19 protein-coding genes are annotated in these 21477 nt (G+C 42.7%); 16 read left to right on the plus strand and 3 right to left on the minus strand.

What is annotated here, in order from left to right; all coding sequences use genetic code 11:
- The first annotated feature begins 55 nt into the window (after positions 1–55).
- Positions 56–826: a precorrin-4 C(11)-methyltransferase gene (gene cobM, locus AC6RV6_RS19115; protein ID WP_500242473.1), complete on the plus strand. Its 771-nt coding sequence runs from the start codon at positions 56–58 to the stop codon at positions 824–826.
- A 15-nt stretch (positions 827–841) separates the two neighbouring features.
- Here cobM and AC6RV6_RS19120 read toward each other — a convergent pair whose 3' ends face one another.
- Together AC6RV6_RS19120 and AC6RV6_RS19125 are read right to left on the minus strand one after the other, a co-directional pair.
- A complete protein-coding gene (locus AC6RV6_RS19120; RefSeq protein WP_500242474.1) occupies positions 842–1996 on the minus strand; it encodes a hypothetical protein in 1155 nt (384 codons plus the stop codon).
- Between the two features lie 22 nt (positions 1997–2018).
- A complete protein-coding gene (locus AC6RV6_RS19125; RefSeq protein ID WP_500242475.1) occupies positions 2019–2309 on the minus strand; it encodes a hypothetical protein in 291 nt (96 codons plus the stop codon).
- 266 nt (positions 2310–2575) lie between these two features.
- Here AC6RV6_RS19125 and AC6RV6_RS19130 point away from each other — a divergent pair, with 266 nt between their 5' ends.
- From AC6RV6_RS19130 to AC6RV6_RS19200, 15 genes are all read left to right on the plus strand, one after another.
- A complete protein-coding gene (locus AC6RV6_RS19130) occupies positions 2576–3745 on the plus strand; it encodes an esterase-like activity of phytase family protein (RefSeq protein WP_500242503.1) in 1170 nt (389 codons plus the stop codon).
- Positions 3746–3795: 50 nt separating this feature from the next.
- Positions 3796–4401, plus strand: a complete 606-nt coding sequence (locus tag AC6RV6_RS19135; protein ID WP_500242476.1) for a chromophore lyase CpcT/CpeT — start codon at positions 3796–3798, stop codon at positions 4399–4401.
- Positions 4402–4648: 247 nt separating this feature from the next.
- Complete coding sequence (locus AC6RV6_RS19140) at positions 4649–4864, plus strand: hypothetical protein (protein ID WP_500242477.1); 216 nt, start codon at positions 4649–4651, stop codon at positions 4862–4864.
- Between the two features lie 116 nt (positions 4865–4980).
- Positions 4981–6624 (plus strand): SWIM zinc finger family protein, encoded by a 1644-nt coding sequence (locus AC6RV6_RS19145; protein ID WP_500242478.1) that lies wholly within the window; start codon positions 4981–4983, stop codon positions 6622–6624.
- An 86-nt stretch (positions 6625–6710) separates the two neighbouring features.
- Positions 6711–7010, plus strand: coding sequence for a type II toxin-antitoxin system HigB family toxin (locus AC6RV6_RS19150; protein ID WP_500242479.1), 300 nt, complete (start codon positions 6711–6713; stop codon positions 7008–7010).
- Entirely contained in the window at positions 6994–7209 is a 216-nt protein-coding gene (locus AC6RV6_RS19155; protein ID WP_500242480.1) for a hypothetical protein, read from the plus strand. The genes AC6RV6_RS19150 and AC6RV6_RS19155 overlap by 17 nt, the downstream gene beginning before the upstream one ends.
- Positions 7210–7778: 569 nt before the next feature.
- Positions 7779–9476 carry an AIPR family protein gene (locus AC6RV6_RS19160; RefSeq protein ID WP_500242481.1) on the plus strand — a complete coding sequence of 566 codons (1698 nt, stop codon included), beginning with the start codon at positions 7779–7781 and terminating at the stop codon, positions 9474–9476.
- Between the two features lie 265 nt (positions 9477–9741).
- Complete coding sequence (locus AC6RV6_RS19165; RefSeq protein WP_500242482.1) at positions 9742–13644, plus strand: trypsin-like serine protease; 3903 nt, start codon at positions 9742–9744, stop codon at positions 13642–13644.
- Positions 13645–13854: 210 nt separating this feature from the next.
- Positions 13855–14793: a response regulator gene (locus AC6RV6_RS19170; protein WP_500242483.1), complete on the plus strand. Its 939-nt coding sequence runs from the start codon at positions 13855–13857 to the stop codon at positions 14791–14793.
- A 142-nt stretch (positions 14794–14935) separates the two neighbouring features.
- On the plus strand, positions 14936–15355 hold the full coding sequence (locus AC6RV6_RS19175; RefSeq protein ID WP_500242484.1) for a hypothetical protein: 420 nt from the start codon (positions 14936–14938) through the stop codon (positions 15353–15355).
- Between the two features lie 66 nt (positions 15356–15421).
- Positions 15422–16114: a bifunctional demethylmenaquinone methyltransferase/2-methoxy-6-polyprenyl-1,4-benzoquinol methylase UbiE gene (ubiE, locus tag AC6RV6_RS19180; RefSeq protein ID WP_500242485.1), complete on the plus strand. Its 693-nt coding sequence runs from the start codon at positions 15422–15424 to the stop codon at positions 16112–16114.
- A gap of 39 nt (positions 16115–16153) precedes the next feature.
- Positions 16154–17377 carry a DUF445 domain-containing protein gene (locus AC6RV6_RS19185; protein ID WP_500242486.1) on the plus strand — a complete coding sequence of 408 codons (1224 nt, stop codon included), beginning with the start codon at positions 16154–16156 and terminating at the stop codon, positions 17375–17377.
- Between the two features lie 28 nt (positions 17378–17405).
- A complete protein-coding gene (locus AC6RV6_RS19190; protein ID WP_500242487.1) occupies positions 17406–18818 on the plus strand; it encodes a pentapeptide repeat-containing protein in 1413 nt (470 codons plus the stop codon).
- A gap of 26 nt (positions 18819–18844) precedes the next feature.
- Positions 18845–19474, plus strand: coding sequence for a DUF488 domain-containing protein (locus AC6RV6_RS19195; protein WP_500242488.1), 630 nt, complete (start codon positions 18845–18847; stop codon positions 19472–19474).
- 10 nt (positions 19475–19484) lie between these two features.
- A complete protein-coding gene (locus AC6RV6_RS19200) occupies positions 19485–19922 on the plus strand; it encodes a DUF488 domain-containing protein (RefSeq protein WP_500242489.1) in 438 nt (145 codons plus the stop codon).
- Between the two features lie 64 nt (positions 19923–19986).
- Here the strand turns inward: AC6RV6_RS19200 and hemL are convergent, their stop codons facing one another.
- Positions 19987–21288, minus strand: coding sequence for a glutamate-1-semialdehyde 2,1-aminomutase (gene hemL / locus AC6RV6_RS19205; protein ID WP_500242490.1), 1302 nt, complete (start codon positions 21286–21288; stop codon positions 19987–19989).
- Between the last annotated feature and the right edge of the window lie 189 nt (positions 21289–21477).

Below are 21477 nucleotides of genomic sequence, written 5' to 3' on the forward strand. Positions count from 1 at the left end.
AGGATTCATAATTCTTGTGCCTTCGATCGCGTCAATCTAGTCGCGAATTAATACCATGCCTCAACCTCTTAAAAATGCTGTTTATATCATTGGCGCAGGACCCGGCGATCCGGAACTGCTCACCATAAAAGCTTATAATATCCTCACTCGTGCTGATGTTATTCTCTACGCCGATTCTCTTGTCCCCAAACAGATGTTACGAGATGTTCGTCCTGATGCCGAATTAATAGCTACAGGGAATAAAACCCTCGAGGAAATTTTACCCGTGATGTGCGATCGCGTTCGTGCTAATTGTTCTGTCGTGCGACTGCATTCGGGAGACTTATCCCTTTACAGTGCCATCAGCGAACAAATTCAAGGATTAATTACCGAAAATATTCCTTTTGAACTCATACCGGGAATTAGTACTTATCAAGCGGCTGCGGCTAAATTGGGGACAGAATTAACAATTCCGGGATTAGTCCAAACGATTATTTTAACTCGCATTAGTGGCAGTGCGTCGGCAGTTCCAGAAGCAGAAGAATTGGCTTCTCTCGCAGCACATCAAGGAAGTTTGTGTTTGTATTTAGCCGCACGTCATGTTGAAAATGCAGAAAATCAATTATTAAAATATTATCCCCCAGAAACTCCTGTAGCAATTTGTTTTCGCATTGGTTGGCCCGATGAAAAAATCTGGCTCGTTCCTTTAGAAAAGATGGCAAAAACCTCTCGAAATAACGATCTTATTCGGACAACAATGTATTTAATTAGCCCAGCTTTAAAAGCCCATAAAGATGCGCGATCGCGTCTCTATCACCCCGAACACTCTCATTTATTTAGAAAATAGTGATTGAATGTTTGTTTACTGTTCACTGTTCACTGATAAGTTGAGTTCTTGTAAGGCTTTTTCGAGGGCGGCTGTTTTAAAATCAAGTTTAATGGCACTATGAAAATTCGGCGTTACGGTAATATCGTCAATGGTGTAAACATTCACGACCCCAAATTGAATGGCCTTAACTTCAGCCTTGCGAGGCACAACTTCTACATATTTTCTTAAATATCCCGTGCTTAAATTCAAATCCACATCAATGCGATGGTAATTGCCGACATTGACTAAACCAAACATTTTAATATCAACATTCGATTGTTCTTGATGAATTGTATCTTGTACGGTTAACGCCGCAACATCGATAATTTCTTCAATTTGTTGAGGATCGGTTAGATTTTGTTGAAATTGTTTTAAGAGTTTTAACAGGCTATTATCATCTTGACTTTCGAGAGCAAATTCTAAATTAAAGCCTAATTTTTTCTCATCGATCGCACTTTTCAAATAAGCGATCGCACCTTGTTTAAAACTTTGTGGAACAGAAACTGAAAGTTGTCCGGACTGTTCTGGGTTTTCCTCTGCTTCCAATAACCCAAAGCGAATCAGGAGTTTATCAATCCCTAAAATTTGCTTTTGAACGGCTAAAATCAGAGTAGATTTAAGATTAGAACGGAATTCTCCGAGAGGGTCAAATAGCCACCAAACGCGACGAATGGGAGACTTGCGAGGCAAATGTTCGCCTTTTGCCCAAAGTTGTCTCAGTTCGATATATTGTAAATATTCCGAGAACCATTGCGCTTTCCAGTAAGGAAGTTTGATGAAGAGTTTTCCCGCAGAAAAATTAAAAGTAAATTTAGAGTTGCGATCGAAAGCAAATTCAATTTCATAGAGTTGAAATAAAGTCGTTCGCTGACCTAAAATTCCAATTTGAAAATCGCGTAAAAAATCGGCGGCGGCATTAATTTGGCGCAAGATTGTTTTTCTAATAGGTTTAAAGCCAAGATTATCGCCTAACTTAATCGTAATGTTGTAGCTAGTCTCTAAACGACGTACTTTTTGAGGAGGAATTTGACGGCGAACTAATGCTTCGCGAACTTCACGATCTTGTGTTTTAAGTGCGTTTTGGGCATACTCGCTGCAAAAGATGAGGAAATCTTCGACAGTTTCTTTAGTTTGAGGCGTATTAGACATTCTTAATCGTCAATGTTGCAACTTAAATTTTAACGGTATTGGGTGGGTTTGCTACATTTTCTCTGATTATTTGTGCATTGACTCCAGTTTTTATAGACGAATTCTCTGGTAATCGATCGCATTGTGGTGTAATTTTGGTTTTGAGTCTTTTCGATGCAAAGCAATCTCTCGAATTTTGCTCGCGAAAACTGGAAATGTTAGAATTTTGTATCGTCAGCCATTCTCCTGTTATCGGATGGCGATAGGCAATGAAAGGATTTTGTCGTAAGGGAGAATCTGAGGGTTTAGGCATAATAAGATCGAGAACTTGCATAGTATTTTCTGTAAAAATCCTTGTTTAAGTCTATTTTCGCGCGATCGTCTCCGTGAAATTATCCGTAGAATTGCCGATCCTAACTACATATCTGCTGAATTTACCGAAGGAAGAGAAAAATCTACACCCTCAAATTCAGTAAATTGTCAAGATTCTCCGAATTTATGCGGAGAGATGACATAATGAGAGAAAATCCATGAACCAAGAAAGCACACTTTTTGGTCTTGTCGAACTTCAAGGGGTTCGTTAACGGTAAACTGCTCTTGTTGTCCGATCGCATTATTACGATCGAAATGTCTTACAAATCTCTATTTTCTCTCATCATTGCTGCTATAGTCGCGATCGCCCTTTCTGGTTGTACTGTCCCGCAAATCAGCGCCCGAGAGCGTTTATTTTTGGATTTGTCCCTCGAATATGTTGGAAAAGCCCAACTCCCTAAAATGGAGTATGAAGGGACGAGAGTGGGGGGATTATCGGGGATTACTTACGATCGCGATCGCAATGTTTTCTATGTCCTCTCTGACGATCGCGCGAATGCTCGCTTCTATACCCTTAATGTAACATTGACTAACCCAGAAGCGCCTCAGATTACCATCCAAAATGTTACATTTCTGAAAGATAACACAGACAATCTTTATGCAAGCGGTGCGATCGATCCCGAAGGAATTGCACTAACTTCTAAAGGAACACTCTTCATCTCGAGTGAAGGAATTCCGAGTCGCAATATCGATCCCTTTGTCGCAGAATTCGATCGTCAAACCGGACAATATCTCAGCGAGATTCGCCTTCCAGCTTACTTTCTCCCTAACCAACCCATCCGTCAAGAAGATCCCCCTCACGGTGTCCAAGAAAATATGGGATTTGAAGCACTGGCGATCGGTATTTCCAGTTTAATTCCCGAAGATCCTTATCGGGTTTTTACGGCTCCAGAATTTGCCCTCGTCCAAGATAATATCGATCCCACTCCGGAAGTTTCTCCTCGCATTCGTTTGTTACATTATATTATTAATCCCATTGGTTCGCCCCTATTAATTTCCGAAAATCTTTATCTCCTCGATCCGGCTCCAGAAGGCGTTATTGCTAACGGATTAACAGAATTACTTGCTCTCGATCGCGAAGGATTTCTTTTGAGTTTAGAACGAACCTTTGACGGACGAGAAGCCGGCGCAAAACTGTTTCAAATTGCTACTGGAGGGGCAACCGATACCTCTCGCATTGCTACTTTAAAAGGCGATTTAAGCACCGTAACTCCCCTTCGCAAACAATTATTACTCGATTTAAAAGATTTAGGCATTGTCCTCGATAATTTAGAAGGAATGACTTTTGGAGCGCATTTTCCCGATGGATCGTCAAGTTTAATTCTTGTCAGCGATGATAACTTCAATCAACAACAAGTGACGCAATTTTTAGTGTTTCGCTTTCACGAAAAACCATGATAAACTAAATTTCTCCTTTTTGAATTCTGAATTTTTAATTTTGCATTGTTATGTCTCATTCTACCGATATTCTTACGCTTGCTCGCTGGATGGCTGCGGATTTTAGTAATCAGGAACAGGCGATCGAAAATCCACCTTTTTTCGCTCATATTCGCGTCTGTATGAGACCGTTACCCAACGAATTATTATCGGGAACGAGTTTACTGCTCGAACAGGCTTACGATTTTATGTTAGGACAACCCTATCGTTTGCGAGTCTTAAAATTAAAAATAGTAGACGATCGCCTCGGAATTGAAAATTATAAAATTAAAGAGCAAGAAAAATTTTATGGGGCTGTGCGCGATCGCGATCGCCTTTCAGACTTAACCCCAGAACATTTAGAAAAATTGCCCGGTTGCGATTTTATCGTGCGTTGGACGGGACAGAGTTTTCAAGGGGAAGTCGAACCCGGAAAGGGGTGTAAGGTGGTGCGAAACGACAAGGAAACCTATTTAGATAGTACCTTTGAAGTCAATCCCGAAACCCTCACCAGTTGGGAAAAAGGACTCGATCCACAAACTGGCGAACAAATTTGGGGTGCGATCGCAGGGGCTTTTCAGTTTACGAAACAGGAAAGTTTTGCCCATGAAGTTATTTCAGTGAACCGCGAACATTAAAAGTGAATGTCCTCGAAACCATCAATAGTTTCGAGGACATTCAGATTCTGTTATAAGCTGGCCTTATTATAAAAGGGGTGGCTAGCGGTTTTTTTATTTGATTGATTTCATTGTAAACTTTTGTATCGCTTTCTCATAATTCCTTAATCTTTTCTTTAGATTTGTTACCGATTGTTCCATAACTCTCAAAATGCCTTAAGATTCTCTTTAGGTTTCAATCGAACTCTATTTTAAGAGGGATATAACGATGAATGCTTCAATCTTGCGTCAATTCTGGATTTCAGTCGAACAGATTCAAGCGACGACACTTCTCAATCTTAATGATGCAGAATTAGTCAAGAGACTTTTGCAACAACTGGGGAACGCACACCAGTTTAGTCGGGAAGAAGAAACATTTTGGAATCGGTACATTTGTTCAAAAACCTTGTTGATTCGGGATTTGGCTGAGGCGCGTTTGGCTTAAATACACAACCGACAACAGAAGAGGAAAAATGAATGGCCTCCTCCTTCATTTTTTTGTTTAACCAGTACAAATGTAGGATATAATAAAATCGTCGCTTTGAACTTCAACCGATCGCGATGGAATTCAATTATGCTTACAACGGCAGTACCGCAGTTAGTGAGAATAGGAATAGTACGCAAATGTCCTTTTCTCCGGACTTGAAGCGCCAACCCACTTATTTTGTAGGGGAATTGCGAAAAAACATTGCTTTTCGCGAGGCAATTAGTGCTTTACACGATGTCGTCGTCTCGGATCTGCGCTTCAAACCTAAAGATCGGACTGAATATAAAGTCTGGCGATCGCAACAAGACGATCTAGATTGGCAGTTAATCGCCGCACAGCGATCGCAAGTACGCGAACAAATGGAAACCTTGCAAAGCGAACTCAAAGACCTTTATCAGCGTAAAAGGGGTCGCTGGTCGGGATTTTATCAGGCGCAACGAGAATACTATAATTATCTCTATCAACGCGATCGCGATATGTGGTTCGTTCTCGATCCGGTGATTACGGTTCATCCCGATGAAGTATTTTTTGAGTGTTTTTCTCAGGATGAGTCCAGTTACGGTCGTTTGGGGGCGAGTTACGAGGTTTTTAAAAACATTAACGAGTTTGCGTGCGGAACCACCAATATTGATTATTCTGCGGCGCTCTACAACGAATTTCAAAAAATCCGCAGTTATAAAAATACTTTATTTCAAGTCGATCCCTCGGGGTTTGAAGTCCAAACCACTCACGAAGAGACCTACAAAGAAGTGAAAATCGATTTGCCCGATAGTTGGGTGAGAGGGTTCTTGCAAGTGAGTTCCGCAATGTCTCTGCCGGCGACGTGGTTTGAGTTACAACCGATGGATGTCTACAATATTTGCTTAATTCTGCGTCGCTACAAAGAAAAGCAGAGTCCCCGAGGGATGCGCTACCATTTGACCCCCGGACAACCCGTAAAAATTGTTTTTGAACCGTGGGAGAAAGAGGTTGTTTGTGCGCGATCGCTTTACACAGGAGAAAAAGAGCAAACGATTCGAGTTTGGGGTCGTCGTCGTCTTCTCATTCTCGAACGTCTTCTTCCTATTGCCAAGAAGTTTACCGTACATCTACTGGGGACGGGAATGCCTTCTTTTTACGTAGCGGATCTGGGGGATATGTCCTTTACCTTGGGGTTATCGGGGTGGAGTGCGAATGATTGGTCTGGGTCGGGGAATTTTGACTTGATGACCTCTCGGACAGAAATAGATGCGTTTACCCAACGACAAGTTTTTGCGGGGTTGCAGGAAAATTGGGCGGAACCCGTGGGGGATCTGGCCAAACGTCTCCATTTAGATCGTAATGTCGTTTTAGGGGCATTAAGTGCTTATACACAAGCAGGACGAGCAATTTACGATCTCAACAAACAAGTTTATCGCGTGCGTGAGTTGAGTCGCGAACCTTTACCGATGGAACGCTTGCGCTTTGCCAATGAACGAGAAGAAAAAGCAACTCGTTTTTTAGAGAATAATTCAGTGAGAATTACGAATATTATAGGAGATTTAGAAAGCGACCATACTTTACAAGGTACCGTGCGCGATCGCGATCGCACTTACGAACCCTATCTTGTTATCGATAGCGATCGCCGTCTCATTCAAGCCGATTGTACTTGCAATTGGTTTCAACAGAATAAATTATATAAGGGGCCTTGCGAGCATATGTTGGCGTTGCGGATGCAATGCGATCGTCAGAGAAGGTAGTGTATTATATATATGGATTCCTTATTTTGTTTTTAGTTGAGATGGATTGAATAGATGCTCATTGAGAAACTCCCAGCTAATCCCGTATGCACTTAATTTCCATCCGAAACCTTCGAGATGATGCGTCTCATTATCCCGATCTCAAAAAACAAATCCAAAATTGGTATGCGACAGTTAAAAAAGCTCAATGGCAACATTTAGAAGATGTTCGACAAGATTATCGAGATGCTGAAGCCGTGGGTAATTTCACGATTTTTAACATCAAAGGTAATGAATATCGTTTAATTGTTGGAATTGATTATGAACTACAAATTATTTACTACAAATATTTGTTAACTCATCCTGAATACGATAAAGGAAGATGGAAAAATGACCGTTACTTTTGACAGAAAAGAATATTGTGATTTGCTCATTGAAGTTGCTCCAACAGCAATTGAAACCGAGGAAGAATACGATCGTCTTTTGGCTATAGCAGAACGACTTATTTTCACTCGAAATCGAACTCTAGTACAGAAAGAATTGCTTAAATTGCTCACAATTATTATCGAGCAATACGAATCGGAAAATTATTCATTAGAGGAATGATCGGAGGATAGTGTGAGCTATTTGGGATAACATTGCGATCGCTTTTCAAAAAGGGAAAGTTTCCAACACAAATTCAAGCAATATAGCAAGTCCATTTGATTTGTAAACAAGCAATCTGGCAATGGTAAGAGTTTCAGCTTGCGCTACCTTCACATCTCAATTAGGATTGCTATATAATAGCAAAAATATTGATAGTAATTTCATTCAGATTTACTTGGAAGAACAAGTCAATCCCCTTCGATTAATGCTACAATACAAAAGAACCAAAAAACAAATTGAGTTAAACAAGCTATGGAACAGCGAATCCGAGGACTAGCGGTTTAGATGGAATAGGAATTATAATACACGATCGTCTACTTAATGCTGAAACCACAAATGAATTAGACAATGAACTACATAACAATCAAACACTAAAAGTAGAATTTATTTTTACACAAGTCAAAAGCAGTAATGATTTTTTACGAAAAGAAATTTTAGATATTTGTGAAGCAGTCAAGGATTTTTTTAGAAAAAAACCAGTTCGACAAAGAAATATTAAAGTTGAAAATAAAGCTCAATTATCTCGATATTTGTTAGAGAAATGGAATACACAAATTAGGGAGAAACCAAAATGCTCAATTTATTATATCACTAATGCAAGAAAAGAACCTAGTGATGCAATAAAAAGAGAAATTGAATTACAAAAAAATAACTTACAAGAAACTTGCGAAATAAATTTTGAGAATGTTGAAATATTTACATGGGGGTGCGATCGCCTTGAAAAAGTTTACAGGAGTCTGAGTCTACAAGTTGAGACCACAGTGGAAATTTTAGATTTTGTAGATCTTGTCAAAGCTCATCCAATTGAAAATATAAAGAAAGCGATGAGTATTACTCTTGAATTTTCAGAGTTTAGAAAAATATTGGTTGATGAAGAAGATAAAATGAGTCCGTTTATTTTTTATGATAATGTAAGAGGATTTTTGGGAGAAAATAATGAAACTAATTTTGCAATAAAAGAAACAATGATATCTAAATATAGCACTCAATTTCCTATTCTTAATAATGGAATTACAATTATTGCAAAAGAAGTACAACAACCAACACCAAGTTCAATCAGAATTACAGATTATCAAATTGTAAATGGTTGTCAAACAAGTTATATTCTTTTTTCTTGCAGGCATGAAAAAATTGATAAAGTTGTAATTCCTATAAAAATAATAGAAACTGATAATGAAAAAATCAGAAATTTTATTATTAAAGCAACAAATTCTCAAACAGCAGTTCCGAAAGAACTTTTAGTTGCCTTATCAGAATTTCCACAACGATTGGAAGAGTTTTATAAGTATCAAACTACCTATATTGAAAATAAACAAAAACTATATTATGAAAGGAGACCCGGACAGTATAATGATTTATCAAATATAAAAAGAAAATATATTGTCTCTGTTTGGGATCAAATTAAAAGTTTTACATCAATGTTTCTTGATTTACCTCATCTTGTTGTTGTTCATCAGAGAAAACAATTAATCGAGAAAATTCCTCATGAAATATTTAATGAGTTTCATCATCCAATTGTTTATTATACAAGCTCTTTAGTTGATTTTTATTTAGAAAAAATTAAAGTGACAAAGCAAGAGAAATACCATATTTTAATGCTTTTTAAATATATTGTCAACCCAAATTGCCCTTCATGTAATGAAAATAGTAACAATAATGAAAAAATAGAAAAATACTGTCTTGAAATAATCAAAAGAGTTCAATCCATTAATTGTCAAGAAGTCATTGAAAGATGCAAAAAACATATATTAAAATGTTCTGAAATTAAGATGTCCGATAGAGATGAAATCACCGATCATATTAGACTTTTGCAATCAAAAACATTTACAGATCTCTTATTGAAAGAACTTAAGGCTAACAATGCAAACACCAAAAAGCAGAAAAAACAATTAAAAGTACAACATAAAAATCAAGAGATAAAACAAATAACAATTTTAAGAGAAAGGAAAGAGAAAAAACAAGAAGATTTGCCGTTATTAGCATTACTTCCAGATCGACAAATTCCAATACGGAGTATCTTATCAAATCTTTCTGATTTTGAAGAAGTAAAAGTACCAGAATCACTTAATCAAAAAACATTAGCAAAACGATTTGGTGTCGATCGCTCAACTATTAGTAGAAGACAAACACGAACAGATTTTCCAGAATGGAGTCAACGTCTCGATCCAGATGGTATTGCATGGAAATATCATGAAAAAACAAAGCTATACTTACCAATTGAAAATTAAATTCATCCAAACTCTATAGGATCTCACTCTTCTAATAAAACAAGAGAATCTCTTAAAAAAACATAAAGACCTTAAACTGAGATACGATCGCAATTTCTTAACCTCTCGACAGCAAACAGCGATCGCAACTGTCCGATGCGCCGTAATATCCTAACACCTCAGCGATCGCGCAGGTTTTTCACTCCAATTACCAGTTTTCGCCAACCCAAAAAGCACCTTATAATTCAAGTCAAGCAGGATACCTTGACTCGACTTCCTTCAAACCATGCCAGACCTCTCAGCCGCATCCACCGTTTCCCCCTTCTTCCGCGCCCTTGAAGCCAAAAACGATCGCGCAGACAATCGCCGACGAGAACCACGTATTATTGGTGGCGTATTGGCCAACGATGGGGAATATCCGTGGATGGCGGCACTCGTCCGGGGGAATGAACCTAATAACGCCACCGCTCAATTTTCTGGGGGAACCCTCATCCACCCCGAATGGATTTTAACCGCCGCCCACAGTGTTGAAGGACTGAACCCCGATACATTTGACGTTCTTCTCGGCACAAATTCTCTCAACGGCGGTGGCACTCGCTACAATGTCTCGGAAATTGTTATTCATCCCAGTTATAACCCCGCCACCTTTGACTCTGACATCGCCCTCCTCAAACTCTCCACCCCCGTCACCAATATTACCCCCGTGGAACTGGTGGCAGACAAAGATCCCTTCAAGCAAACCTCGGCAGGTATTCTCTCCACAGCAATCGGCTGGGGGGCTTTAAGCGATGGCGGACCCAGTGCCACTCGCCTCTATGAAGTGGATATCCCCATCGTAACCAATGAAGTCGCCAACCATCCTCAATCCTACAACGGCGATATTACGGCAAATATGCTAGCGGCGGGATTTCCCGAAGGTGGCAAGGATTCCTCTCAAGGCGATAGCGGCGGTCCGTTGATTATTAGGGAAGGAAATCGCGATATTCAAGCGGGGATCGTCAGTTTTGGTCGAGGGTCCGCCCAACCCAATTTTTACGGCATTTATACGCGGATTTCTGCCTTTACCGATTGGATTGAAACTTTTGTTCCCCTTGCTGCAAACCCCACCGGGTTTAGCGTAGCCAATCTTTCCATCCGGGAAACCGATACCGACCAAGATGTTCAATTTACCGTTAATCTCACGGGAGTTCAATCGGGAATCGTTACCGTTGATTACGCGATCGCCAGTGGCACGGCGGTGACACCAGAAGATTATGAAGCCGGGGCGAATAGCACTTTAACAGGAACCCTCACTTTTGATGTCGATGCCGGGGAAACCAGCCAAACCATCGATGTGACGATTAAGGGCGATACAGACATCGAAGCGAGTGAAAATTTCTCTATTACCCTCAGCAATGCCAATGGAGCCGATATCGCCCGTCCCGTCGCCGAAGCCTTTATTCTCGATAATGATAGCCCCCCCGTCGCCCGAGATGATGCCGCCGCTACCATTCCCAATACTGCCGTTTTCATTCCCGTTTTATTGAACGATAGCGATGGTAATGGACAAGCGATCAAAATTGAGAGTTTTGATAGTTCCTCCGTGAATGGCGGCACAGTCATTCAACAAGATAATGTTTTAATTTATATTCCCCCCTCGGGTTTTCTCGGTAGCGATCGCTTTACCTACACCATCGCTAACGACGACGGCACCACCAGCACCGCCACAGTGAAAACGGTGGTCTTAGCCCCCACCCGCTTTATCGAACGCCGAGGCGATCGCAATCCCCTCAATGCCTTTCAAGTCCAAGAGTTCAGCCATCCGACGATTGTTGATATTAATGGGGATGGCAAACTTGACGTATTTGTGGGCAAAGGCAACGGCAATCTCGAATTTTTAGAAAATATCGGTACCGCCACCAAACCTGAATTTGCTCCTGCACAAATCAATCCCTTTAACCTCGCAGGAGTCGGTAGCGATAGCGCCCCCACTTTCGCCGATATCGACGGCGATGGGGACTTTGATGCCTTTGTGGGTAACAGCGTCGGCGATGTCCTTTTCTTCCGCAATAACGGCGATGTCAATAGCCCCGACTTTGCTGCCCCAGAAACCAACCCCTTTGGTTGGAGTAATATCGGCACTTATGCCGCCCCAACTTTCGGGGATATTGACGGCGATCGCGATCTCGATGCCTTTGTGGGAACCTCCCTCGGGGATATCCGCTTTGTGGAAAATATCGGCACCCCCGACAATCCCACCTTTGCCCAACCCGTTTCCAATGCCTTTGGCCTGCAAAGTATCGGCGGTTTCAGCAGCCCCAGTATTGCCGATATTGATGGTGATGGGGATTTAGATATCTTGGCAGGACGCAATGACGAAGGGTTAATCTATTTCGTCAATATCGGCACCGCTACGACCCCAGATTTCATTCCCGTTGTCGGCTTACCCAGTCCCTTTAACCGGAATGTGACGGGGGCTTTTGCAACCCCAACCTTGGGAGATCTTGATGGGGATAGCGATATCGATGTCTTGGTGGGGAATGCCCAAGGCACCGTTAAGTTTTTAGAAAATTTTGGTACCGATGGGGATGGGGATGGCGTACCGGATCAAATGGAAAGAGTCGTCGGCGATCGCAACCTAGATGGCATCCTCGACAGCCAGCAAGCTAGCGTCGTTTCCTTTTCGACCTTTAACGGCGATCCGGGCAACCCCGATACCTTTGTTACCCTCGCAGCCACCAATCGCGAGACTCGCTTTATCCTCGCCGAAGCCGTCAATAATCCCGCTTTGGGCGCACCGGGCGATCCCCTCGGACTAGGGGCAGAATTCTCCTTCGACTTTCTCGATTTTCGCCTGCGTCCGGCGGCGGGATCGTCCTCTGTCACCCTCAATCTGCTGCTGCCCGAGGAACCAGAAAACCTCGGCTATAATACCCTCTGGGTTTACGGTCCCGAACCGAATAATCGCAATCCTCACTGGTTTGAGTTCATTTATGATGGCAATACCGGGGCGCAATTCTTCGATCTCGATGGTAATGGTAAAAGCGATCGCATTCTTCTCCACTATGCAGACAACCAACGGGGAGACCTCGATTTTCAAGGGGGAACGATCGCCTCGGTTAACGCCCCCGGATTCATCGAAGCCCCTCTCAGCTTGCAAGTGCAAAGCAACGATACCTTTACTGTCACCGGCAACGGCGGTTTTTCCAGCTTGGAATTTACCCTGCAACCTAGCGATAGCGATCGCGTCAGCGAAGTGGGCATCTTTAAAGTCGATGCCCGCGATCGCGTCAATGGAGTCTCTCCCACCCAAGATAATTTTAAAGACACGGCACTGCGATCGGGAACCACTATCTTTAACGTCCTCTCCAATAAATCCGATAACCTTATCGGCGGTTTGGACTTAACCCGCAATTTACCCATCGCGGCGGGCGATCGCTTTATGTTCTATTTCATCACTAAAGGAACGCGAGATACGATCCTGCGCGGGGATGCGGGAGAAACAGAAGTGTATTTTTCCTCCACGGCTGCCAATGATGACAATTTCGACCACCTGCGGGTCACAGGGGGCAATAATACCTTTACTCTGGGATGGGAAGAATCTCAAGGGGGTGGCGATGAAGACTATGCCGATCTGGTAATGAGTGTCAAATTAAATCGCAACCCCCTCTCCCTACAAGATCTCGCCGCCAACGCCCAAGGGGGACGCGAATCAGAATTAATTGACTTGAGAAACCTCGACGGGCAAAACATTCGCGCTGTTTTTCCTACGGTTAGAAGTGAGGCAGAATTTGAAAACACCGTCGGACTATACAAAATTGAAAACGAAGCCGGAAACGTTCGCCATCCTATTACCGGACAGTTAGTGAGTCCGGGAAGTAATGGATATATTGAAGCCGCATTACTCGCGAGTCAGCAACAAGGCGGGGGCATTTCCTTCGATCGCGGCGGTGGTGGTGCCGCAACAACATTGGCAGGTGGCAGTCTTTTTGCACCGTTTATCCTTGCCAATGGAACCATTGACGAACTCCTCGATAACGATGCCAGTAACGATCCTGAGATTTATTTTGCCTTTGCCAATGGGAATGCCGACACCCGAGATCACATCCAGTTATTAGGGGATAATCTCTACGGTTTTGAGGATCTGCCAGAATTGGGAGATGCCGATTTTAACGACATTATCTTTCAAGTGGAAATCGCAATCGGATAAGTCAACCTCATCACCTCACTCGTGCTAAGAACAGCGACCCAACCCCAAACCCAATTTTCCATGAGTTAAGATGAAAATCCCGATTGAGATAAGGGTGTAAGCGGATTAACTCCTGATAGGATTGGGAAATGGGAGAAGATAGATGGGGGTGAGCTTTTTCTCCTCGCGAATTCGACAATCCAGATTTTTATAGATACAGCTTGTATTGTCATGAGTTATTCTTTGTCCGATCTTGATGATGTAACGCGCCAAATAACAAGCATGGAAAGACCGAAAAAACCAAAAATGCTCGTCGTCGATGACGAACCAGACAATCTCGATTTGCTCTATCGTACTTTTCGACGAGATTTTAGAGTCTACAAGGCAGATAGTGGGGTCAATGCCTTGGATGTTTTGCAAAATGAAGGCGAAGTCGCCGTCATTATCTCCGATCAGCGCATGCCGGAGATGAAGGGGACGGAGTTTTTAAGCAAAACCGTCCCCGAATTTCCCGATACGGTACGCATCATTTTGACGGGCTTTACCGATGTTGAAGATTTAGTCGAAGCTATTAACTCGGGACAAGTTTACAAGTACATTACAAAGCCGTGGGATCCTAACGAATTAAAAGAGGTCGTCGATCGCGCTGCCGATACTTATAAAATTCTCAAAGAACGCACGGAAGAATTACACCGGGCGCAAGAACAAGCCACGCTACTCTCGGCGATCGCGGAAGTTGCGAGCTCCCAGCCATCGTGGGAAGGTTGTCTCGAACCTCTTGCTAAGGCATTTGGTGAAAGCTTTATGGCGGATGGCTGTATTTTTCAAGCCGTTGCGGGGGAAAGCCTCGCCAAAATAGGCAACTATGGCAAAACCGGAGCGACTCCTCTCACTTTAGAAGACGATCCTTTAGTGCGAGAAATACTTGTTTCTGGAAAAACCGAGGTTTGGGTTAATGATAATAGAAGCGAGCCGCCACATGAAGCTTACAGTAGTGCAGGGATCAAAGTTCACTTAATACTTCCCTTGGCTTTCCGCGATCGCACCCTTGCCGTACTATCTTTGCAATGGACGCAATCCCCCAAACCCAACGAAGAAGAGATCAAACTCATTCATCTCGCTGCCCAACAAGCAGTTTTAGCCCTCGTCGCAACCAGCAGTGATGGATAGCCATACCAGCAATCGGCGATCGCTTTCGGCTGGCGTTTTTGTATGACCCAAACAGGACGTTTATAAACTTTTGTTGTCTGAGCTTGAGTCTCCATCCGATGGAGACTTTAAACTAGAGATAGAGCGCTAGGAGGACAAAAGAATGAGGATAAACTCTACGAGTCAAATCGTTCAAAGTGCCGCTGTCGCGAGTGTTATTCTATTGGCTCTGAATGCTAGTCCCTTGTGGGGACAGGATACTTTAACTGAATCAACCACAGAATCTAAGTTCGCTCCTTGTTGGCTGAGATCGAATCTCGAATATCAACACCATCCCCACTGGATGACGCAAGGACAGGCGAGGGGCCGGCATCGGCAAGGAAACAGGGGTTGGGGACACCATCAACAGGGCGGAATGTATAATCCCAATACCGTAGAAACCATCAACGGAAAAGTTATCGGAAACGGCCAATCTACTCTGATTGCTGCCCAAATCAAGAAAGGAGAAGCAACCCTAACCCTGAGAAATGAAAGCGGTTTTCCAATTTGGCAGGGTGGGAGAGGTCATCAGTTTAATCGCTGATTTGTAAGCTAGATAAACCATTTAAGCTAAAAGTGAGGTATTGTTCATTGTTCATTGTTCATTGAAATGACCGATTCTGACGTTCAAGGACTCTTCGATCGCATTGCCCCCGTGTACGATCGCCTCAATCAAGATCTAAGTTGGGGATTGCATCGGGTTTGGAAGCAAATGACCGTAAAATGGGCAGAGCCGCAACCCGGCGATCGCGCTTTAGATGTTTGTTGCGGTAGTGGCGATCTCGCGTTTTTACTGGCCGAGCAGGTAGGAGCAGCAGGACAAGTCGTGGGGTTAGACTTTTCTCCTCAACAACTGGCGATCGCTTGGGAAAAAGCCCAGATAATGACTCCCTCCCCTCCTATTGAGTGGGTGGAAGGCAATGCGATCGCTCTGCCTTTTCCCGACCATTATTTTGACTGTGGGACAATGGGTTACGGGTTGCGAAACGTTCCCGATATTCCCCTCACCCTCAAAGAACTGCACCGCGTCCTCAAACCGGGAGCAAAAGTCGCCATTTTAGACTTTCATCGCCCCACTATTCCCTTAATGCAAGCTTTTCAACAATGGTATCTCGATAATATTGTCGTTCCCACTGCCGAACGATTTGCCGTTAAAGCCGAATATGAGTATATTTTCCCCAGCCTAGAACGTTTTCCCCTCGGCACGGAACAAGTTAAACTAGGAAAAGCAGCCGGATTTAAAACAGCCATCCACTATCCCATTAGCGGAGGCATAATGGGAGTCTTGGTTCTCGAAAAATGATTGATTAATAACTGTTAACTGATAACTGTTAACTGATAAATGTCCGATCTCTGGATTCTCATTATCCCTCCTGTAGCTGGAGGAATTATTGGCTATTTCACCAACGATTTAGCCATTCAAATGCTATTTCGTCCTTATAAACCCATTTATCTCGGCCAGCGTCGCCTTCCCTTCACTCCTGGTTTGATTCCTCGCAATCAAGAACGTCTCGCTCAACGCATTTCCGATACGATTATGGGGTCATTGCTGACTCCGAAAGAGCTACAAAACCTAACCCAGAGACTATTAACCCCCGAGCGCGTACAAAGCTCCCTTTTATGGCTTCTACGCTTGGCGATCGAGCAAATTCAAGCGGATAAAGAACAAAAAACCGCCAAAATTCTCGCAGAAGTTTTACGAGATCTCTTTAGTAACTCCCTGCCGCGCCTCATTCAAGTTTTTGCCAGACGAGAAGATTTTCTCGAAGATCAAATTAATCATATCTTCGATCGCGTCCTCTTAGATTTTCGCCTCAGCGACCCTCAAGCGCGTCAATTTGCCGATTGGCTCTTGCAAGTTGTCCTCCCGCCCGATCTCCTGCGACAGGCGATCGTAGACTTTCTCACCGATCGCAATATTGCCATTATCGATGAAGGATTCCGCGAAAAAACAAGCGGGACGACTTGGGTAGTTGCGAATTTATTTGGGGTGAAAAACTCTCTCGCTCGTTTGAGAACTTTCTGTTTAGATGAGAAAGAGATTGCCAATGCGAGACTAAAAGAATTAATTTTATCCTTAGAAATTCGCGATCGCCTGCGTCGCTGGTTGCAAAATCTTTCCTTAGAAAGTCTTCCCCTCTCCACCGTCCGCCAACTCCGCAAAACCACTCGAGAGACCGTGCGCGTTTATATTCAAGATAAAGGTAGCGGCCTCATTCAAGGCTTAGGATCTTCAATCGATTGGGATAAACTCTCGATTATTTTAATTAAACGACTTCGTAATTCTGAAGTTCTCAATACTTCCCTTGAAACCATCAGTTGGGAACTTGCCCTGATTCTCGAACGTTATTTAGAGCGAGACTTAGAGAAATTAGTCGCTCGGGTCATTCCCATTTTAGCGATCGATCGCGTCATTGTCGATCGCGTGAAGGCAACTTCCCCCGCTCAACTCGAAAGTACCATTCAAGGCATTGTCAAAAGCGAATTGCAAGCGATCGTTAATTTAGGAGGAATTCTCGGTTTTTGCATTGGGTTGTTGCAATCAATTTTCTTAATGTTGCGATAAAAAGAAAAAGGATGAAAAATGCGATCGCATGAACACTGGTGATTTTCTCAACCGTTTAGACTTAAGACATCAAAATCTTAGCGGCAAAAATTTAACGGGAGCAGATTTAAAGGGAGCTAATATTCGCGGTGCAAATTTAACGAAAACAGATCTGAGTGAAGCTATCCTCAGCTATGCAGATTTAATTGAGGCAAATCTCCAGCAGGCCAACTTGACCCGTGCCATTTTAACCCGCGCCGTTTTGAATTTAGCCAACTTAATAGATGCCAACTTAAGAGAAGCAAATCTGAGCGAAACAAGCCTAATCGGAACTGAGTTGATTCGAGCCAATCTCTCTGCTGCTAATCTGGTGGGTGCGAATTTAGTGGGTGCAAATTTAGAACAGGCAAATTTAGTGGGTGCAAATTTAAGCGGTGCGGATCTACGAGGCATACAATTTAAAAAAGTGGATTTAACCGGGTCTCTTTATAGCAATCGGACAATCTTTCCTGAAGATGTCAACCTGCAAAAACTAGGAGGATATTTATTAGCACCAGGAGTTTCTTTACAAGGACTCAATTTAAGTTGTGTCAATTTGAACAATGCCGATCTAAAAAATGCGGATTTGCGGCGAACTAATTTAATTCGTTCCTTTTTGATCGGTGCAAATTTAAACGGTGCAAATTTAAGCGGTGCAAATTTAAGTGGTGCAGATTTGACCAATACCAATTTAAACGGAGCGCTGTTGAATAAGGCAGTTTATAATCATCAAACTATTTATTCTGATAATATTGACCTTGCGGAATTAGGAGCTTATTTAATTGCCCCTCATGTTTCATTGAAAGAGATTGTTTTAACAGGAGTCGATCTGCAAGAAGCCGATCTAGTAGGTGTCGATCTTGGCGGGGCTATTTTAAATCAGGTTAACTTCAGCCATGTCGATTTAGGAAGGGCTATTTTGCGGAAGGCAAAATTGAAAAATGTTAATTTAACGAGAGCAGATTTAAGGAAAACCGATCTGACGGGTACCCTCATACAAATATCTGATTTAACGTTAGCCGATCTGCGGGGCGCAGATTTGACTCGCATAGAATTACAAGGTGTTTGTTTACAAGGAGCCGATCTGCGGGGTGCCGATTTAACTGGAGCAAAATTGTGTGATTGTAATCTCAGTTTTGCCGATCTGCGCGGTAGCGATCTGACACGCTCTTATCTTCGTGGAACAAATTTGGATGGGGTGAATTTACGAAAAACAGAACTCATGAGCGTCGATTGGGAAGATGTGAATTTAACCAATGCAGACTTGAGCGAAGCTGTTCTTTTTCGGGTCAATTTACGGGCAGCAAATTTACAAGGAGCTACTTTAAAAGGTGCTGATTTAAAAGGTGTTTTTCTACCCAAATCTGAAGTCAATTCGATAGATTTAGAAGAGTTGAGTTATAATGAAAATTCAGCCGAATAGATTGCTGCAATGAGCAATGTTAAGTCATGAGTCAATCTTTGTTTACCATCGGTCATTCTAATTTAAGTCTTGAAGTTTTTCTCGCACTTTTGCAGAAATACGAGATAACTGCTTTGGCAGATGTGCGATCGCATCCTTACAGCCGTTATTTACCTCATTTTAATAAAAAACCATTACAAGATGCAGTAGAAAGCGCCGGTATGCGCTATGTTTTCCTCGGTCGAGGATTGGGAGCGAGACCGACAGATTTAAGCTGTTATGTTCGCGGAAAAGCCCTTCACGATCGCATTGCAGCAACGCCTTTATTTCAAGAAGGAATTCAACGACTGCTCAAAGGACTAAAATCTTATAAAATTGCTTTAATGTGTGCAGAAAAGGATCCTTTAACTTGTCATAGAACAATTTTGGTGTGTCGAAAATTACGAGATTATGATATAATTATTAATCATATCTTGAGCAATGGAGAACTCGAATCTCAAGAAAGTGTCGAGGAGCGTCTATTAATCTTGCATGGTTTTAAAGCTGCCGAACAGCAGTTTGAGCAGTTATCTTTATTCAGTCTGATTGAAGTCCCACCGTCTCGCGAGGATTGTTTATTACAAGCCTATCAATTACAAAGCGATCGCATTGCTTTTGTCGAGAAACAAGAAAAATGATATCAGAAAAATGACAGAGCTATTTACCATTGGTTTTACAAAAAAAAGCGCCCGAGAATTTTTTGAGTTATTAATGCGATCGGGAGTTAAACGCGTTATCGATACTCGATTAAATAATGTTTCACAATTAGCAGGATTTACCAAACGAAAAGACTTAGAATATTTTTTGAATATTATTGGTAATATTGAATATTTTCATCTCTTAGATCTCGCACCAACCAAAAATATTCTCGATCCCTATAAAAAGAAAAAAGAAGATTGGGAAACTTACGAAAAAAACTTTTTAAATCTCATGGAAGAACGAAAAATTGAGAAAAAAATTTCTCCAGAATTACTGCATGAGAGTTGTTTATTGTGCAGCGAAGCTAAACCTCATTATTGTCATCGCCGTCTTGTTGCTGAATATCTCAATAAAAAATGGGGAAATGTTGGTATTCACCATCTTTAATAAATCATATATACAGTCAGATAATTCGAGAGTCGATCGGGAGAAGCGATCGACTCTCTTTGTATTACAAACTAGCCATCACTGTTCTGGCAGCTTCTAACGTTTTCTCGATGTCCCGATCGGTATGAGCCAAAGACGTAAAACCAGCTTCAAATTGAGAAGGAGCCAGATAAACACCCTGTTCTAACATGCCGCGATGATAGCGAGCAAACTTGGCTAAATCCGACTTTTTGGCATCATCATAGTTGTGAACGGGATCTGCCGAGAAAAAGAGACCAAACATGCCACTAATATGACCGCCATAAGTCTTGTGACCTGTCTCTTGCGCCACTGCTTGCAAGCCCGTAATTAACTGTTTTGTCACGCGATCGAGATGTTCGTAACTGCCGGGTTTTTGCAGTAATTTCAAAGTTTCGATCCCCGCCGTCATGGCCAAAGGATTTCCCGAAAGAGTTCCCGCTTGATACATGGGACCGGCGGGAGCCACCATGGCCATAATATCCTTGCGACCGCCATAGGCTCCGACCGGTAAACCACCGCCAATGACCTTCCCTAACGTAGTCAGATCGGGAGTGACACCGAATTTTTCCTGTGCGCCTCCGTAGGCGATGCGAAATCCTGTCATGACTTCGTCAAAGACCAATAACGCGTCATTTTCTTGGGTGATAACCCGCAACCCTTCTAAAAATCCGGCATCGGGGGGAATGAAGCCAGAATTACCCACGACGGGTTCGAGAATGACTCCGGCGATGTCCTCGGGGTTTTCGGCAAATAGCTTTTTAACGGCTTCTAAATCGTTGTAGGGGGCGTTGAGGGTATCGCTTGCTGTTGTTTTGGGAACCCCCGGGGAGTCGGGTAAACCCAATGTGGCCACTCCCGATCCGGCTTTTACCAAGAACATATCGGCGTGACCGTGATAGCAGCCTTCAAATTTAATAATTTTATTGCGTCCGGTAAAAGCTCGCATTAAGCGCAGTACAGACATACAGGCTTCTGTCCCGGAGTTGACAAAACGCACGATATCAATGCAGGGAACGGCATCGATGACCATTTCTGCAAGGGTATTTTCTAGCAAACAGGGTGCGCCGAAACTGGTGCCTTTTTCGAGGGCTTTTTGGAGGGCTGCGATGACTTCTGGGTGGGCATGACCACAAATGGCGGGTCCCCAAGTGCCGACATAATCAATATATGGGTTGCCATCGACATCCCAAACATGAGAGCCGTTGACGCGATCGAAAACGATGGGTTGTCCGCCTACGGATTTAAAAGCTCTCACGGGAGAATTGACTCCCCCGGGCATCAATTTCTGGGCGGCGGTAAAAATTTCTTCAGATTTGCTGGTATTCAAAGATGTAGTTGCGACCAAAACGTTCTCCTTATTGATAATTGATATTTTGGGGCGCGATCGCTAATGTTTGCCTCAATCGGCAAAAGCCATGAGAATAATGGGGGGATGGACGAGAAGATGCTCGGCGATCGCGTTTGTCTGTAATTGATTGCCAATTCCCTTTAAACTTTGAGATAGGCGATATTTTATCAGTTATTTAGTTATTGG

This window comes from Spirulina sp. LEGE 11439 (genome assembly GCF_059821285.1).